13 protein-coding genes are annotated in these 16,230 nt (G+C 46.4%); 1 reads left to right on the top strand and 12 read right to left on the bottom strand.

The features are described 5' to 3' along the window. Positions 1–8 precede the first annotated feature (8 nt). From U5K77_03230 to U5K77_03215, 4 genes are all read right to left on the bottom strand, one after another. Positions 9–707: a 50S ribosomal protein L25 gene (locus U5K77_03230; protein ID MDZ7744746.1), complete on the bottom strand. Its 699-nt coding sequence runs from the start codon at positions 705–707 to the stop codon at positions 9–11. A 76-nt stretch (positions 708–783) separates the two neighbouring features. Further along, on the bottom strand, positions 784–1,185 hold the full coding sequence (locus U5K77_03225; protein MDZ7744745.1) for a hypothetical protein: 402 nt from the start codon (positions 1,183–1,185) through the stop codon (positions 784–786). Between the two features lie 10 nt (positions 1,186–1,195). Continuing rightward, on the bottom strand, positions 1,196–3,997 hold the full coding sequence (gene uvrA, locus U5K77_03220) for an excinuclease ABC subunit UvrA (GenBank protein MDZ7744744.1): 2,802 nt from the start codon (positions 3,995–3,997) through the stop codon (positions 1,196–1,198). A gap of 145 nt (positions 3,998–4,142) precedes the next feature. Beyond that, entirely contained in the window at positions 4,143–4,793 is a 651-nt protein-coding gene (locus tag U5K77_03215) for a hypothetical protein (protein MDZ7744743.1), read from the bottom strand. Between the two features lie 177 nt (positions 4,794–4,970). Between U5K77_03215 and U5K77_03210 the strand changes: the two genes are divergently transcribed. Further along, the gene (locus tag U5K77_03210; GenBank protein MDZ7744742.1) at positions 4,971–5,165 is read left to right on the top strand and encodes a hypothetical protein; all 195 of its coding nucleotides are present in this window, start codon (positions 4,971–4,973) and stop codon (positions 5,163–5,165) included. Here the strand turns inward: U5K77_03210 and sbcB are convergent. The 8 genes from sbcB to U5K77_03170 form a co-directional block, all read right to left on the bottom strand. Next, positions 5,143–6,594, bottom strand: a complete 1,452-nt coding sequence (gene sbcB / locus U5K77_03205; protein MDZ7744741.1) for an exodeoxyribonuclease I — start codon at positions 6,592–6,594, stop codon at positions 5,143–5,145. The two genes, U5K77_03210 and sbcB, sit on opposite strands and share 23 nt — an antisense overlap. Before the next feature lie 37 nt (positions 6,595–6,631). After that, a complete protein-coding gene (obgE, locus tag U5K77_03200; GenBank protein ID MDZ7744740.1) occupies positions 6,632–7,921 on the bottom strand; it encodes a GTPase ObgE in 1,290 nt (429 codons plus the stop codon). A gap of 98 nt (positions 7,922–8,019) precedes the next feature. Further along, on the bottom strand, positions 8,020–9,069 hold the full coding sequence (locus U5K77_03195; protein MDZ7744739.1) for a LysM peptidoglycan-binding domain-containing protein: 1,050 nt from the start codon (positions 9,067–9,069) through the stop codon (positions 8,020–8,022). A 305-nt stretch (positions 9,070–9,374) separates the two neighbouring features. Further along, positions 9,375–10,451 carry an endolytic transglycosylase MltG gene (mltG, locus tag U5K77_03190; protein ID MDZ7744738.1) on the bottom strand — a complete coding sequence of 359 codons (1,077 nt, stop codon included), beginning with the start codon at positions 10,449–10,451 and terminating at the stop codon, positions 9,375–9,377. 2 nt (positions 10,452–10,453) lie between these two features. Then, entirely contained in the window at positions 10,454–10,888 is a 435-nt protein-coding gene (gene ruvX / locus U5K77_03185; GenBank protein MDZ7744737.1) for a Holliday junction resolvase RuvX, read from the bottom strand. After that, a complete protein-coding gene (locus U5K77_03180) occupies positions 10,866–12,590 on the bottom strand; it encodes a hypothetical protein (GenBank protein MDZ7744736.1) in 1,725 nt (574 codons plus the stop codon). Before U5K77_03180 ends, ruvX begins: the two co-directional genes overlap by 23 nt. 109 nt (positions 12,591–12,699) lie before the next feature. Continuing rightward, on the bottom strand, positions 12,700–13,977 hold the full coding sequence (locus tag U5K77_03175) for a cell division FtsA domain-containing protein (GenBank protein ID MDZ7744735.1): 1,278 nt from the start codon (positions 13,975–13,977) through the stop codon (positions 12,700–12,702). Between the two features lie 318 nt (positions 13,978–14,295). Beyond that, on the bottom strand, positions 14,296–16,212 hold the full coding sequence (locus U5K77_03170; GenBank protein ID MDZ7744734.1) for an alanine--tRNA ligase: 1,917 nt from the start codon (positions 16,210–16,212) through the stop codon (positions 14,296–14,298). Positions 16,213–16,230: the final 18 nt, after the last annotated feature.

Raw genomic sequence — 16,230 nt, 5'->3', positions numbered from 1 at the left:
CTATAGTTTTATGCTTCTTTAGAGACTTCAGATTCGTCGGATGGCTCTTCGTCTTTTTCTGTATCATCAGGTTCTTCTGCTGGTTCTTCGTCAGGCACGCCCTGATCTTCGGCAAGACTCTCGGCAGCGGCATCAGCTTCGGCAACCTGGTCTCGTGGCATTTCAACGACTGCTAACGTCAAATCTGGATCGGTTAGGATTGTAACGCCTTGCGGTGCCTTAATATCAGATACGTGTACTCGATCGCCCACATCTGCCAGAACTGTCGCATCGGCTGTTAGTTCGTCTGGTAAATCTTTAGGCAATGCCTCAACATCAACCGTGTCGTACTGTGTCAGGATAAGCAGATTTTTCTTCTCGGCCGGGATTTCTTCGCCGACAAGCACGACTGGGATTTCCGCGGTGGTGGTTTCGTTCTGGCGGATTGCCTGGAACACAATGTGGCGCATCTTGTGTTTGGTAGGGTCAAAATCAACGTCCTTTATAAGCGCTAAACGCTGTTTTGAACCAATCTTAAGAGAAACCGGATGGTGCCGACCGGCTTTTTGATAGGCTTTTTCAAGTGCTACGGCATCACCCATAACATGCATGGACTCCTTACCGTGGTTATGAATAACCGCAGGTACTTGACCCTGGGTACGCAACCCAGTCAAACCTTTACGGATAACTTCTCGTTCTTTTAGCGTAATTGCAATATCGTCAGACACATTTCCTCCTCAGGCTTTTGTACAATCTATTATAGCAAGACTGTTTGCGTGTTACCAGAGGCGCCGTACGTTTTTCTCACAAATGTTCGTCAATAGAAAAGCGGTGTTTACGTAAAGCCAACTCAGCAAGCGCACTGTAGGGCACGTAATGGCCAGTTTTGGAACGGATTGCCCGTTCGCTAGATTTCAATGCTATCTGCCTCGTAATGTTTTTGAACACACTCGGATCAGCACACTCTGTAGCAACATGGTGCGCGTCAGTAATTTCGTAACCATGCGCAACTAAACCCTCTTCGATTGAAGTCATCAACTCCTCAGAGCTCGCTCCGTAAGGCAGTGCTTGCTTGCAAGCTATGACGTAACCAGTCAGAATCTCAAGCTTCTGAGTCTCCGGCGCATCTGGTGATGTCTCAGCAAGAAGCGATACGAAGGCCTCTCTGTCGCTCTCGAAAGATACATGGCTCAATTCAATATCCATAATATGTTTATTATAACATATCTGCAAGATATTTGCCAGTGTACGAGCCTTTGGTTTTTGCTACTTGTTCAGGGGTGCCAACAGCTATTATTTCACCACCAGCCTCGCCGCCCTCCGGCCCCATATCTATTACATGATCGGCGTTCTTAACCACATCTAAATTATGCTCGATTACAATCATACTGTTACCGGTATCAACCAGGGCATGTAAAACACCGAGCAACTTGTCCACGTCATCCATATGAAGTCCAGTCGTTGGCTCATCCAGTATGTACAGCGTGCGCCCGGTAGGACGCCGCGACAGCTCAGTCGCCAGTTTGACGCGTTGCGCCTCGCCGCCAGATAATGTGGTCGCTGGCTGGCCTAGCGTAATGTAACCCAGCCCAACTTCTACCATAGTGTTCAGTTTACGAGAAATTGATGGAATATTTTGGAAAAACTCCAGTGCCTGCTCACAAGTCATCTCCAGTACATCGCTAATGGTTTTACCTTTGTAGTGGATTTCCAGAGCTTCACGGTTATAGCGTTTACCATTACATACTTCGCACGATACATACACATCGGGCAAGAAATGCATCTCGATCTTGATAATGCCATCACCGGCGCAGTTTTCGCAGCGACCACCGCGTACGTTAAAACTAAATCGCCCTGGCCCATAACCGCGTATCTTAGATTCCGGGACACTAGCAAATAACTCACGAATCGGGGTAAACAATCCGGTATAAGTAGCCGGATTAGAACGCGGTGTTCGTCCAATAGGTGACTGATCTATGATGATTGCTTTGTCCAGCTGCTTTATCCCCTCAATATCATCATGTTTTCCAGGTACGCTATTGGCACGCATCAATCTAGCCGAAAGTTCTTTAGCTAAAATATCGTTGATGAGCGTTGACTTACCAGAGCCGGATACACCGCTTACTACAATTAGTTTTCCAAGCGGAATGTCGACTGTCAGATTTTTTAGGTTGTGCTCCCTGGCACCATGGATTGTCAGCGACTTCCCGTTCCCACTGCGACGCTTTTTTGGCACTGGAATTTGTAAGTCACCACGTAGGTACTGACCAGTGATGCTCCGTTTATTCTTGGCTACCGTTTCCGGTTTTCCTTCGGCAACAATTTCTCCGCCACTCAGCCCAGCACCCGGACCGATATCAAGCAAATAATCAGCTGTGCGAATAGTCTCCTCGTCGTGCTCAACAACTATTACAGTGTTGCCGAGATCGCGCAGATGCTGAAGTGTGCGCAAAAGCCTGGCATTGTCACGCTGATGCAGGCCAATAGATGGCTCGTCCAAAACATACAGCACACCTTGCAAACCAGAACCAATCTGTGTCGCCAGCCTAATGCGTTGCGCCTCGCCGCCAGATAGCGTTGCCGCACTCCGCAATAAGTTAAGGTAGTTTAGTCCTACGTCTTGCATAAAAGTAAGCCGAGCTTTAATTTCTTTTAATATCTGGTGGGCAATTTTGCGCTCTTTATCAGACAGTTTGAGATTATCAAAAAAGCTGGTTGCATCGTCTATAGATAGCTCGCAAACGTCCATGATTGAATAACCGGCGACTGTGATAGCCAGAACTGCCGGACGTAGTCGGCGCCCCTTACACTCGTGGCATGATTTTTCGCGCATAAAGCGCTCAATATCACGACGCATAAAATCGCTATCGGTCTCTTTATGGCGACGTTCTAAGTTTGGAATAACTCCCTCGTAAGTAGTATCAAACGACCGACCCATACTGAGCTTAACCTTATAGGTTTCAGACCCACTGCCATACAGCAGCTTGTCTAGGTCTGTCTGTTTAAGCTCACTGGTTGGCACATGCAAACTGAAACCATAACGCTCGGCTACTGCCTGCATTTTCTTCATATACCAAGCGTCGGCGTTTACCCGGTTAAACGGGCGGATTGCGCCCTCTGCAATAGTCAACCGGCCATTAGGGATAACTAAATCAGGATCCACTTCAAGGCGTGAGCCAAGACCAGTGCAGACCGGACAGGCACCTTGCGGACTATTAAAGCTGAAGGTTCTTGGCTCTAGCTCCGGAATCGCGACTTCCGGATGATCTAAGCATGCATAAAGCAACGAGTATTCCAGCTCTTCTTCACTATCAGCGTTGACGACCTTGAGTTTACCGTCAGTAATATCAAGAGCCTGCTCTATAGACTGCACCAAGCGCCCGCGACTATCTTGGTCATTCACGACCCGATCTACGACTACTTCTATGGTGTGCTTGTACTTTTTATCAAGCTCTGGGAACTCGTCTAGTGCGTAAACAACCCCATCGACCCTAGCCCGGGCAAAACCAGCCCGCATGTATTGCTCGGGTATATGCTCAAATGCACCTTTTTTGTCTGCGACGACTGGCGCAAGAATCATCAACCGGGCACCTTCGGTTTGACCGACAACTTGATCGACAATCGCCTGAGTGGTCTGACGCTCTACCGGTTTTTGGCAGACTGGACAATGTGGCGTACCGATACGAGCAAACAGCAAACGAAGATAATCATATATTTCAGTGACTGTGGCAACAGTACTGCGCGGATTGCGGCTGGTTGATTTTTGATCAATGCTGATTGCCGGGCTTAACCCGTCGATCTGGTCGACATCCGGTTTCTCCATGAGCCCCAAAAACTGGCGCGCATAGCTACTCAACGATTCAACGTAGCGGCGCTGGCCTTCGGCGTAAATCGTGTCAAAAGCAAGGCTAGATTTACCGGATCCGGATAGGCCTGTAATAACCACCAGCTTATTGCGGGGGAGCTCCACGCTGATGTTTTTCAAGTTGTGCTCACGCGCACCTTGCACACGAATCATCTCATGCGAGGTTGCTTGTCCCGTAGCATCCGCTTTTTGCGGATTGCTATCGGGATGTTCTCGCGCTCCCTGAACTCTTATCACATCACTCATAAAACCAGTCGATTATACCGAAAAAACAGAGTAAAGTCGAGGTATACGCAGCTCAACTAACAGCACGCAAACCTTTGCCTCCACGGTTACGCACTCTAGTTGGTTGGTTTGAATATTTCTGTTTAGACCTTGCTTTGAAACCTTTGTCGTTCTGGAATAGCCTTCTTCCAGTATCAAACCCATCTACGTGTAAGTTCCCGGACACTGATGGCATAAACGACTTTGGTTTAACTTGCTTGTTTTTGCTTTTTGGCCTCATTACCGTCGACATATGGGGCACAAAATCACTGTCATTCTCATCACTACTTAGTACATCGACGCGCATCGTATCCATTACAATATCCAGTAGTTTCGATCTGATATGTTCAACTTCTGGAGTTTTCTCAACTGTAACTCCTAAGAATCGTCCAAACTCTGCCAAACCCCGCACTTCTCTTGAAGGCCTGAGCACCATCTGGCTTAAGGGTAGGCTCCCTAGATAATCTACTGTGTGTTTGTTTGCATTATCAAGTGCTATGAGATCGCGCTCTGTCACAACATCAATAGCAGTCTCCTGGTAGTCAAGCATGGTCACATGGACTTGATTATATGCAACAACGTCTCCAAACTGACGAGGTATGTCGTCCAAAAAACCTTTCATGGCACGTGTATTACCGTTAATTGTTAAGATTGCCCCTATGCCCTGACGTTCGACACTAGCCATTATTGTCTCCCGGTTTTTTATATTATTACAGCCCACACTATACGTAACAAGATACAATAATTTTCAAAACTTTCCTATTATTAACAAGATTATCTAGGGTTCACTAAAATATTGTGATATATTATTGACTTTTGTGCGATTTTCTGTATATTTATAATCAATTAACTGGTGGTTTTTATGTTGGAATTTATTGTTTTGGGGCAAGTCCCTGGCACTCAGTTTTATATTACCTTTTTGCAAATAACAGCAATTATGTTGTTTTTGCTGGTTATTACGCTTGTAAAAATCGACACGAGTAAATCTCATTCAAAACAAGACACTAAAAAATCAACCAATAGAAATAAGGGTGCTAAGAAGACTCAGACGGCATAATAGATTGGCCGTATAGCTGGAGCTCTTCGAGAATGTATTGTTTTTCAGGTGTAAGGTGCGGTGCTTTGGCTAGTTCTGATAAGCGCTCGAAGTAACGCGCCAGTCGACTAGCTTCTTTACCGCCAAGCAGTTTTTGCGTCTTGAATCGTTCCCACTGTACGCGCTCTTCGTCACTTAGGGTTTGCGGGAAATGTCGAGCCTTGTAAAGCGGCAATAGAGCTCGTAGACGCTGATCGTTAAAAACAATGTCTAGGCTCTCTAGTTCCTCGGCATCGGAGGCTCTCACGACGCTCATTTTCGGCTTATCTTCGTCAGGAATAAACCCATCATATAGCTGAGCATCGACTAGTTGCTCGTCTTGCAAAAGAGTAGCTTGTTGTTCCTTTTCTAATATTTCTAAGGCAGCAATAATGTTCTGGCCAAGATTAGCTTTTTGAAGTTTTTGATAATTTTTTTGGATAGCTGTTAGAGAAAGACCCAGCCGCTTTTGACTCGCTTGATCCAGGACGGCGAGTGGCGCTATTGCCGGACAGCGATTATATTTCAGCATTTTTACGGGAAGCCGCTCAGGTATTTCACCCGTGTCCTGGTCGGCGGATTTATATCGCCACTTATCTGCCAGTTCAGCCGGTTTGAGTGCTTTGTACTCATCTGGGTCATGACGCAAATCAAACACCAGTGCAGCCTGCTGTTTTGGATGTTTGGCCACCATACCAACAGCTGTGGTTTTCTCCCATGCATTATCATATCTACCGGAAGTATATATAAACGGGGAGCCGCCTTCTACAAGCTCGGCAACTTTTTGCTTATTGCGCATCTGCAGCAAAAAATCAAACAATTTGGGCTGTTTATTGCGTATTAATCGAGCCAGTGCAATGGTAGCCCGCACATCACTTAGCGCGTCATGCGCATTTGCATGCTCAAGCTTATTGGCCGAGCTAAGTAGTTCTAGCCGGTTGCTTGGCTTGCCATCACTATCCATTGGCCATTTTATACCATCTGGACGTAACGCTCTCGTCATTCGCACAAGATCAAGCAAATCCCAGCGGCTCTTACCGTCAGACCACTGCCATTCGTAAGGATCGTAGAAGTTCCGATATTGCATATATCGCATAAATTCGTCGTCAAAACGAACCGTATTAAACCCGACAAACGTTGTGTTTGGTATAGCTATTTGTTCATGAAAAATTTTTAAAAACTCTGGCTCAGACATACCCTCAGCGATTGTTTTTTGTGGCGTAATACCGGTGACCATAATCGCACGCGGGTCAGGAACAGTGTCTTCGGTTAATTTGATTAGATAATCATGAGGTTCACCTATGGGTTTTAATTGCATGTCGGTGCGGATCCCGGCAAACTGCATAACACGATCATGCCTTGGATTGGTTCCCGATGTTTCAAGGTCGTAAAAGAAAAAACTAGCAGCCATACAGCTACTAGTCTAGCACTTTTCAGTGACTGCATACTTACAGCTTTATTTTACCGTATTTGCCAAACCAAATATTGTCTTCTGGTTGAGCACCTTGGCGCTCTAATTCGTGAGCTATACCCATCTTTTTCATAATATCGCGTAGGCGTTGAACCGCGTGATAGTTACCAAAATCGGTTTTAGCAGCAAATCGTTCGATTTTACGTCCGGTTACCATGAATCCGCCCTCCTCAGTTGGCTGCACTAACCAGCTCTCGGCTGTATCGGCCAACCTCAATACCGGCACGCCCGCTTCCGGTTCTTCTTGTTCATGTTGAGCGGCAATCTTTTTACGCTGGGCAATGACGACCTTTTGTACGGCATAGAGCAGATCATTGACTCCTTTTTTACTTTGCGCGGATATTGCAAAAATCTGGGTGTTTTTTGGTAGAGCCACCCGTAGTTCATCACTTCGATCGGTAATCATGTCATCGTCTAAACCGTCGATTTTATTAAGCACTACAATCTGTGGCTTACTGGCAATATCTAGCTTATAAGCCTCAAGTTCAGAACGTACCGTTTTATAAGTTGTAATTAGATCTTCCTGATAAATGTCAATCATATGTACCAAGACTAGAGTCCGCTCAACATGGCGTAAAAACTCGTCGCCAAGACCTTTACCCTCGCTGGCGCCTTCTATTAGTCCAGGAATATCTGCAAACAACAAGCTAGATTTTTTATCAATATCAACCACTCCGAGATTTGGTCGTAAGGTTGTGAATGGATAATTGGCTATATCGGGATGAGCGTTACTAATACTAGCTAATAAGGTGGACTTTCCGGCATTAGGCAGGCCTACTAAACCAACATCGGCAATCATTTTTAATTCAAGAGAAACCTGAAGTTCTTCACCCGGTTCGCCTTTTTCGGCTACACGGGGAGTCTGTCGCTTACTGGACGTAAAGTGGGCATTACCGAAACCACCTTTGCCGCCCGCAGCTATGAGTTCTTGTTGACCGTCTTGTACTAAATCAGCAAGGACTACTCCATCTTGGTTAGTAACGACTGTGCCAACTGGCACTGGTACGACTAAATCCTGGCCACTTTTACCATGTTTTTTTCGCTTTCCGCCTGATTGACCGGGAGTAGCTTTTAATAAGCGCTGGTAACGAAATTCGGCCAACGTGTTCTCGTTATTACTTGCCTGGAGCACAACGTCGCCGCCGTCGCCGCCGTCGCCACCATCTGGACCGCCTTTATCGACAAATTTTTCGTGGCGAAAACTGACGACGCCACTACCGCCATCTCCAGCCTTGAAAGTAACCTGTGCCTTATCAACAAACATCATTACTAGGATATAGGAAATAGAAACCAGAAACTAGCAAAGAATACAAAACCATAATACTGACCATGACCAGCCTATTGCTGTTTGTTCGTTACAGGTTTCTAGTAAACGAACCCGTAACTACCAAAATCGGCAGGTGAAATCGTACGATAAGTAACTCCACCCCAAATCGGGAAATTCATATCAGATACAAGAATTGAACCATCGGGGTTCACTTTTTCTACATAGCCAACGTGTCCAAGCCCACCGGCAATCGCGGTATTTCTGTGCCAAATGACCGCCCCGGCTCGAGGTGTATCCCCAACCGGTAAACCGGCTCGTTGAGCAAGCACAAACCACGTTGCCGCATTACCAAGATTGGTTGGCAACGGGTTACCTGTTTGCATACGCCGATTGGCCGCATGCCACGTGCACCAACCGTAGATGTAGCCATTTCCGCCATAAGAAGCACGATAAAAAGTGTAGTTACTGTATGTCGGCGTCGGAGCTGGTTTTCGCCCACCGCGAATCAATATATTCTCACCGACTTTCAGCCCTTTTAGTTCGGCATCGTTATCGGCAATTAGTTGAGCTTTGTTCGCGTTGTACCGCTCCGCGATACTGTCTACCGTGTCACCGGAACGCACTTCATAGACAATACCATTGACTGGAGGCACGTAAAGATCTTGGTTGACCTGTAGGGCGTCTCCCACTATACCGTTTGACCAACGTATAGAATCTGATGTGACACCATATTTCCGAGCAACACTTGAAACTGTCTCGTCGCGCTTAACGGTATGAACAACTATATCGCTTTTTGATTTAAGATCAGTAGTAACAAGTTGCGGTTTTGTAGCAATAGATTCGTCAGACGACGTAACCGCCATATTGGCACTAACGCTGTCTGCCTGGTTAACCACCGCAACCGATTCTTCAAGATCAGCCATCATAGCCACGTTTACCGCAATATCGGCTGATGATAACTGGTCGAGCGGATTAGCTCGCTCCGTGGCTTCCTCTGATACTCGAACGACAGTCTGCCCTGCTAGCGAACTTGATGCAGGCTCGTAGGTTATAAAACCAATTACGGCTATAAGCAACACTATATTTGCACCAACTAAACTATACCGAGCGATACGCTTACGCGACCGTCCGATACGTTTTTTGATCAACCGTCTCAGTGTTGAGCTAATTGATTTTCTAGAACTGAGCCGTTGGCTTAGTGCTGAAATACTTGTACGAATGATAGTTCTCCCGGTTTGTCATTACGCCAAACCGTCTTTCTAAACTGGTTCTTATTTACAATTATAGGCAAAAGAGTCGACCTGTTTTGCCTTATAGGTAGTTCGCAGTTTAATAGCAACAGAGCTAAGTGTTTCACCGTGACGGTTAAGCTTAACGCTGTTACCGGGCGATAATAGCATAATACTAACCCTAGTTCAAGTTATATCGCGTCTTTTCACCCCTGTTATATTACTTATTGCTGACATCTTTCACGGCAATAGAGTTGCACATTACGTTGATGCTCCTCATTAGTATGAGAGAAGTAATTGGTACAGGTACCACCTGCTTCTAGGCAGTCATCTCCACTCACAAAGAAAAGATAATTTGTATCGGCAGGGCGAACAACCGCCTCGAGTGAAGACAGAGTTACATTGCTTATTGGCCCTGGTGGTAGTCCAGGATTTTGATAGGTATTATACAAAGAGCTATAACTTGAAGTTGGCGGTTTATTGTCAAGTATTGCGCCGTAGTCCGTCGTCGCGTTAGATTCAAGTGCCATACCTTCATCCAGCCGACGCAAGAAAACCTGGGCGACTTTTGGCCGATCTTCTGGATTGTGATCGCTAACCTCCTGCTCTATGATAGATGCTAAAATGATGCCCTGGTGCACCGAGAGGCCTTGATTAGTAATACCGCTGCGAATCTCATCCGTTAAACGCTTATGCATTTCATCCAAAGAAGCTTCGATGATTTGTTCTGGAGTGGTCTCAGCAGTCTTGTGAAACGATTCAGGATATAAGTAGCCTTCCAGGCTGGCACTATCTGGCTTGTCCGCTAAAGCAGGATGGTTCGCATAATTATCTGCCTCCAGAGCTCGTTCGACTGCCTGAGGCTCAAAACCATGGTTAATAAGTGCATCCTTAACTTCATCAAGGCGCTTTCCGGGCAGTATTGTCACAAGATCGGTTTCGACGCGGCCGTGTGTTAGCGTATCGACAATCTCTTGCGTGCTCAGACTTGGTTTAAGCGAATATGTTCCGGCTTGTATCTTGTCGCGTAATCCAGTATTGCGCACGTACCACTCAAATGCCCAAGTACTTTTTATAAGCCCTTCGTTCTGTAGTAAATTGGCGATTTCAGTTGGAGTTGCACCCAGTTCTATGGTTATTGACTGGCTGGTTTCTGAATTACTAACCGGCTTTAAGTTTTCCATGTAGGTATTGTGCGCCCACGCGCCAGCGCCCACCACGATAAATATAAAAACAACTAAAACAATCAGCACCACTTTTGGCCAGTTACGTTGAGAACCATTTGATGTGTAATTATTCATTATTAGCTATTTTCCTTTGTCATATGTTCTGCTAAATAATCTTCAAGTATATAGGTTGCTGCGAGTTCATCGATGGTCGGCGGTTTGCCTCTGTACTTTTTTGACTGCAAGTGTTCTTGAGCTTTTTGGGAAGTGAGTGCTTCTTCCTGAAAAAAAATAGGTATATGGATATGGTTTTTTAAATCCTCTGCAAATTGCCTGACAGATTTAGTCTGTTGTGTCTCGGTGCTCGCTAAGCTTCTCGGCAGGCCAACAACCAGCAAGCCTGCTTTATGCTCGTCAATAAGCTCTGCTATGGCTGCATGTATCTTGTCCGACATTATCAATGTCGTTAGCGGCTCAGGGAGCCGGGCAACAATGTTAGCTCGTGCAACGCCTATACGTACCGATCCAACATCAAGCGCCAATATCGTATCACGGCTCGTCGGTTGCTGCATCTTCCTCTTCTATCTCTTCTTCATCTACCGGCTCATCAACACTTTGTATTATCAGATCAATCTTGTCTTCGTTGCGAGGTGTCGAAAATACCCAGAACGGATTGTAATCAATGATTGTGTCTCGGATGCCTGGACGATCCTTGATTATGCGCTCTGTATCGGATCGTGATGTACCTTTTATCTCCGCTTTGATTGATGCTTCATCGAGCTCTGGTCCGGCAGTCACGAACGTACGTACATTCACACGAGCGTCACCGCTCGGCTCGGTTGCTGTGACCCGAAAGGTTGCATCATCAAGGCCGTCATCCAAAATAGTCTGACGCTCGGTATCAATATCTTCGGCAACATCGTTTGCAATTAGAGTGTGTAGTCCCTCGCGATTAACTCCTAGCATGGTGTATACGATTGTCGCAGTAATAGTTGCTTGGTCTGCCTCAGCTCCTACATTTGGGCTGCTACCAACGTCTGGATCTCCTGATTGGAAGGTACCCTCCAACGGTATGTAACCGGCTGCACTCAGCTCATCTTTAAGCTCTTGCGTAGCAACCTCTTTGTTGCGCTCTATAAGCCGATCGCGAGCATCGTTAACATCCTTTTGCCTAACCACACTCACTATTTTATCTGTACCACCGGTCATTTCTGACCCCTCTGCAACCATTGCCGGATAATCTGAGACTGAGTACTCACGTTCATCGACGTTGTAGTCGGTTCCTGGATTTTGAGCAACGACATCTACTTCATCGCTTGGACGATTTTTATTGCAGTCATCACCACTCAAACTACTGTGGTTGCTGGGCTCCACCTCGACATCTTCTGTCAGGATGAATGTTAAATCGCCAGAACTCACGCCCGTACCAGCTGGAACCGTGCGCGTCCTGGTAGCAATAAGATCCAACAAGCTACAATTATATATAACGACTGTACCGGTAGCTTTATCGCCAATGTTTTTTTCACCGGTTGCATCGGTTTTTTCGGTATCGGTTTGGCGCAATTCTTCGCTCACCCCGGGTACGATTGATAATTCTTCATCAATGTCTTCAAGTCCTGGGCGCACCACAAAATCAACGTCGCTACTGACAGTCGTGGTTCGGGTTTCAATGGTGATAGTAGCTCGCGGCAAAACAAACGCTGCCACATACCAGCCAGCAACCAGCAAGATAATAAGCACCAGTCCGATAATCAGTCGCGTTCGAAACTTATTAAAGTTTGGTATCTTCAGTTTTTTACCCGACTTTTTCTTGCTCTTTGTAGTTGATTCCTTGGAGTCAGTCCCTGTATCTTCTGGGGTGTCAACTTCAATAGGCTCATCATCGCCGGCTAGTTCACCAACCGTCTTTGTTGAATCAACCGGTAAATCTCCAGCTGATACTTCTTCGGAAATTTCAGCGTCAATTGTCGCCGAACTGACCGAAGGAGCCACCGGTATTTCCGGACGACTCTGAAGTGTCTTAGCGGCATGCAGCCCAACCGCTCCAGCCAACGGTAGCAAGCCTGCCTCCGAGGTAATTAAAACGATTTTTTTCTTGGCAGTATCACCGGCACGCTTTAATAATTTCATGTTAACAATAGACTGAAGCATAGCCGCACGCTTTGGTAACACTAGAGCAACAATCTTATGTGAAGACGACTGCACTTTTTCAATGATACTAGTAATTTCGTCGTCTATATCTATGTAGACAATGTCTTTTTGGGCAGAACTCATAGCAACACCCCTCCAGCCTGAAAGCTCAAATAGCAAAATTCAAAATTCAAGCCAGCGCAGCGGTTGGCTGCTTTGAACTTTGAGCTTTGAACTTTGAGCTTTGTTCGTATCATACTCTTAGCATCCTATCTATACGTTCTCTAATGGAACCAGCCGGTTGATCGTTTTCTTGCAAGAGCGTGTCAGCGCCGACTCGAAGTAGACCCATAGCTGTAATAAATGTGTGGTCAGCCACGTCTCCAGTTTTGTCAACCATACCCACAACCTTATCAGGGTCAATATGTTTAACAACCGGTTTTTTACTAAATGGTAATTCTTTTTGCCAATCTTGTTGCTCCAGACGCTGCACAAGTAGATCTAGACTGGAACCGCCACCGCACAATAGAATCTGATTTGGTAGGTGGTCGAGTTTATCAAACTCAGCAAGCGCCAGCTCAACACCAGATGCCCAAACCTCGAGTGTCTTATCTAGAGCTGCCTCAACAGCTGGGGCTTTTGAGCGAGGTGTTTTATTGGTACTTAGCCCAAGCTTGAGCTCCTCGGCTTCCGCAAAACTGACCCCCAAATCACGTTCAACGGCACGAGTATATGCCCGGCCACCAATCCCAAACATCTTGGTGCCTTGCACACCACCTTCATCAATAACAGCAATATCAGTTGTACCGCCACCAACATCCATCAGAATTGCACTCATGTTGGCATTTGTATCGTTACCGATTACTGATCTGGCAACCCCAAACGGTTCAGCAGCAACTGCCAACAAATCCAGATCCAACTCTTGTGCGGTTCGTTCAAGTGCCCCGATATGAATCATGGGCGCAAAAGCAGTGTAAAGTTGAACTAACACATCTTTTCCTTGGAACCCCACAGGATTTGTAACGGCATACCCATCGATGTCTATACTGACTAACGCGCTATTTACTAACCTAATTTCGACCTCTTTACCGCCCAATTCCCAGGCAAGTTGTTGCTTGGCTTTCGCTTCGGCTCGACCTTGAACAAGCGATATAATTCGTTCAACTTCTGGTATATCTAATGGCCGAGTTGGATTTTTACGTGTGCACTTAACGGTTGTAGTCGTGCCCTTAACTAATTCACCAGCAATACCTATGACCGCGCTCCGTGCATTGACCCCGGCCTGTTGCTCGGCCTGATTAAGTGCCGCATCACAATTACCAACAACTGCGGCGATATCAGCAATAGCTCCAGCTTGCATATCAGACAATTCTTGATGCGCCCGACCCACTCCTAGCACTTCTAGCTCGTCACCCTTTAGTTCGGCAACAAGTGCTTTGACATTTTCGGTACCAATATCAAGACCGACAATATACTGTCCGTCGTTCTTCTTTTTTCTCTTATCCAGTACAGAGCTCTTGAGGCTCTTCATTTTATCAAGCATACCTAGTAGTAGACCTTCTGTTGATTACACAGTAATGTAAGTTGGATTTTAATCATATACCTCGCAAAGACCTTTTTAGCTACTATCAATTTATTACTAAGTGACACAGAAAGCTCACTGCAAGGCATAATCGGAATAATTATAACACGCCACAGGTGTTTTGAAGACCTGAAATTAGCTTATTTTAGGACGGCTTTGATGCGGCGGAGCTGGCTTCCTCTTTTTGCGGCTTCGCCTTATGAGAGGGGAGTATCCCCTCTCATCGCGCCGGGCGCGGAATAAATCCGCGCTTCGGGCTACTCTCCCCTAAACCAGGACGGCTTTGATGCGGCGGATGCCGGCGGAGCTGGCCTCCTCTTTGATGATTTTAAACTTTTTACCATCCTCAAACAGTTGCAGAGTATGATCAACGTGCGGGCCGCCACAAATTTCAAAACTAAACGGCCGTTCATCCTCTGGCGCTTTTGGATTCTTCATGGAATAAACCTTGACCGTATCACCATAACGATCACCGAACTGCCCGAGCGCGCCTAAGCGTCCAGTGGCTTCTTCCGTCGGATATTCAGCCCAGCTAATACGTAAATCTTTCGCAATTTCTCGGTTAACGATTTCCTCAACTTCATCAAGCTGCTCGCGAGTAACCTTTTCTGGGTGGCTAAAATCAAAGCGCAGGCGTTCTTCAGTAATGTTACTACCACGCTGAATGACGTGGTCGCCCAGTACGTCGCGCAAGGCCTGATACATCAAGTGTGTTGCAGTATGGTACTTCTTGTGCTGCATGGTCTGTCCACCCAGACCACCCTTAAACGCCCCTTTGGCCGCCGTTTGACTCCGCTCCCGCTGCTCTTTCATCCTCGCCTCGAACTGCTCACGCCAATTTTCATCAAGTTTGATATCTTGCTTAAACGCTTCTTCAACACTTAGCTCAACCGGGAATCCATAGGTGTCATAAAGAGTAAAGATTGCTGCACCGTGACTTTGTACTTTAGACTTTCCACTTTCAACTCCGAAAAGGTTTTGAAACTCTTTTAAGCCTTTTCGAATCGTTTGGCGGAAGGCTTTTTCTTCTTTAATTAGCGTATCTATAACTTCTTGGCGCTTGGCGGCAACTTCTGGGAAATCATCGTGATATATGTCTGTAATAACAGGCACGATGTTCTCTAAAAAGTTCTGCTCAACACCCAGATCAAAGGCGTAACGGATAGCTCGACGAACCAACCGGCGCATGACATAACCCTGCTCTTTGTTGCTTGGCTTTACGCCGTCAACTGCCAGGAATGTAGCGACCCGCAAATGATCAGCAATAACCCGCATACTTTCGGTGTGGCTGTCGTACTTTTTGCCGCTGAGCTTTTCTAGCTCTGTGACAATTGGATGAATCAGGCTAATCCAAAACACGTCTGGGCTGTCGATTGCAGCTGCGGCAATGCGTTCTAGGCCACCGCCAAAGTCAACATTTGGTTTAGCGAGCGGCTCAAAACCAGCTTCTGTGCGACGATACTGCATAAATACTTGGTTGCCGATTTCCATAAATCGGCCGGAGTCGCTGGCCGGGTGTGGTTCTCCGTAACCTTCAGCATGGTTTTGGTCACCAAAGTCATAAAATACTTCGCTGTCTGGCCCACATGGGTCACCAATCGGCGTCTTGTCTAGGCCACCGGCACGGCTCCACCAGTTTTCGCCGTCGTCGTAAAAGAAAATCCGCTCACCTGGGTGTATTCCTCGCTTGTCGCCGTCTTCTTGCGAGCCGACTTCTACAATCTTGGCGTCAATACCTTTTTCTTTAAACAGCTCCTGCCAAATCCCGGCAGCTTCGTCATCACGCGGAATGTTATGCTCTTTGCTACCTATAAAACACGTCACGTAAATTTTGTTAGGGTCGAGGCCGACGACATCTGTCAGAAACTCGAAAAACCACCTAATCTGATCTTTTTTAAAATAATCACCCAAGCTCCAGTTGCCAAGCATTTCAAAAAATGTGGTGTGGCGGTTATCACCAATATCATCAATATCCTGAGCACGCAGACAGGTCTGACTGTTTACAAGCCTATTGCCTTCCTGATGTGGTTCACCTAGCAAGTACGGAATAAGCGGCTGCATACCCGAGCCGGTAAACAGTGTGGTTGGGTCATTGTACGGTACGAGCAAAGCCCGCGGAATCACCTCGTGATCACGCTGCTTAAAGAAATCTAAGTAAGCCTTACGGATTTGTTGTGCATTCATTAGTATGTATTGTACCAG

Source organism: Candidatus Saccharibacteria bacterium (genome assembly GCA_034521515.1).
Lineage (GTDB): Bacteria > Patescibacteriota > Saccharimonadia > Saccharimonadales > JAXHMH01 > JAXHMH01.
This window is presented reverse-complemented; position numbering and strand designations above follow the sequence as displayed.

Bases quoted from the DNA above. Each gene is read 5' to 3' on its own strand.
- ruvX (MDZ7744737.1), bottom strand. From the start codon at position 10,888: ATGCAGCAACCGACGAGCCGTGATACGATATTGGCGCTTGATGTTGGA.
- U5K77_03215 (MDZ7744743.1), bottom strand. From the start codon at position 4,793: ATGGCTAGTGTCGAACGTCAGGGCATAGGGGCAATCTTAACAATTAAC.
- sbcB (MDZ7744741.1), bottom strand. From the start codon at position 6,594: ATGGCTGCTAGTTTTTTCTTTTACGACCTTGAAACATCGGGAACCAAT.
- U5K77_03180 (MDZ7744736.1), bottom strand. From the start codon at position 12,590: ATGAGTTCTGCCCAAAAAGACATTGTCTACATAGATATAGACGACGAA.
- U5K77_03170 (MDZ7744734.1), bottom strand. From the start codon at position 16,212: ATGAATGCACAACAAATCCGTAAGGCTTACTTAGATTTCTTTAAGCAG.
- uvrA (MDZ7744744.1), bottom strand. From the start codon at position 3,997: ATGATTCGTGTGCAAGGTGCGCGTGAGCACAACTTGAAAAACATCAGC.
- mltG (MDZ7744738.1), bottom strand. From the start codon at position 10,451: ATGAATAATTACACATCAAATGGTTCTCAACGTAACTGGCCAAAAGTG.
- U5K77_03210 (MDZ7744742.1), top strand. From the start codon at position 4,971: ATGTTGGAATTTATTGTTTTGGGGCAAGTCCCTGGCACTCAGTTTTAT.
- U5K77_03175 (MDZ7744735.1), bottom strand. From the start codon at position 13,977: ATGAAGAGCCTCAAGAGCTCTGTACTGGATAAGAGAAAAAAGAAGAAC.
- U5K77_03225 (MDZ7744745.1), bottom strand. From the start codon at position 1,185: ATGGATATTGAATTGAGCCATGTATCTTTCGAGAGCGACAGAGAGGCC.
- obgE (MDZ7744740.1), bottom strand. From the start codon at position 7,921: ATGATGTTTGTTGATAAGGCACAGGTTACTTTCAAGGCTGGAGATGGC.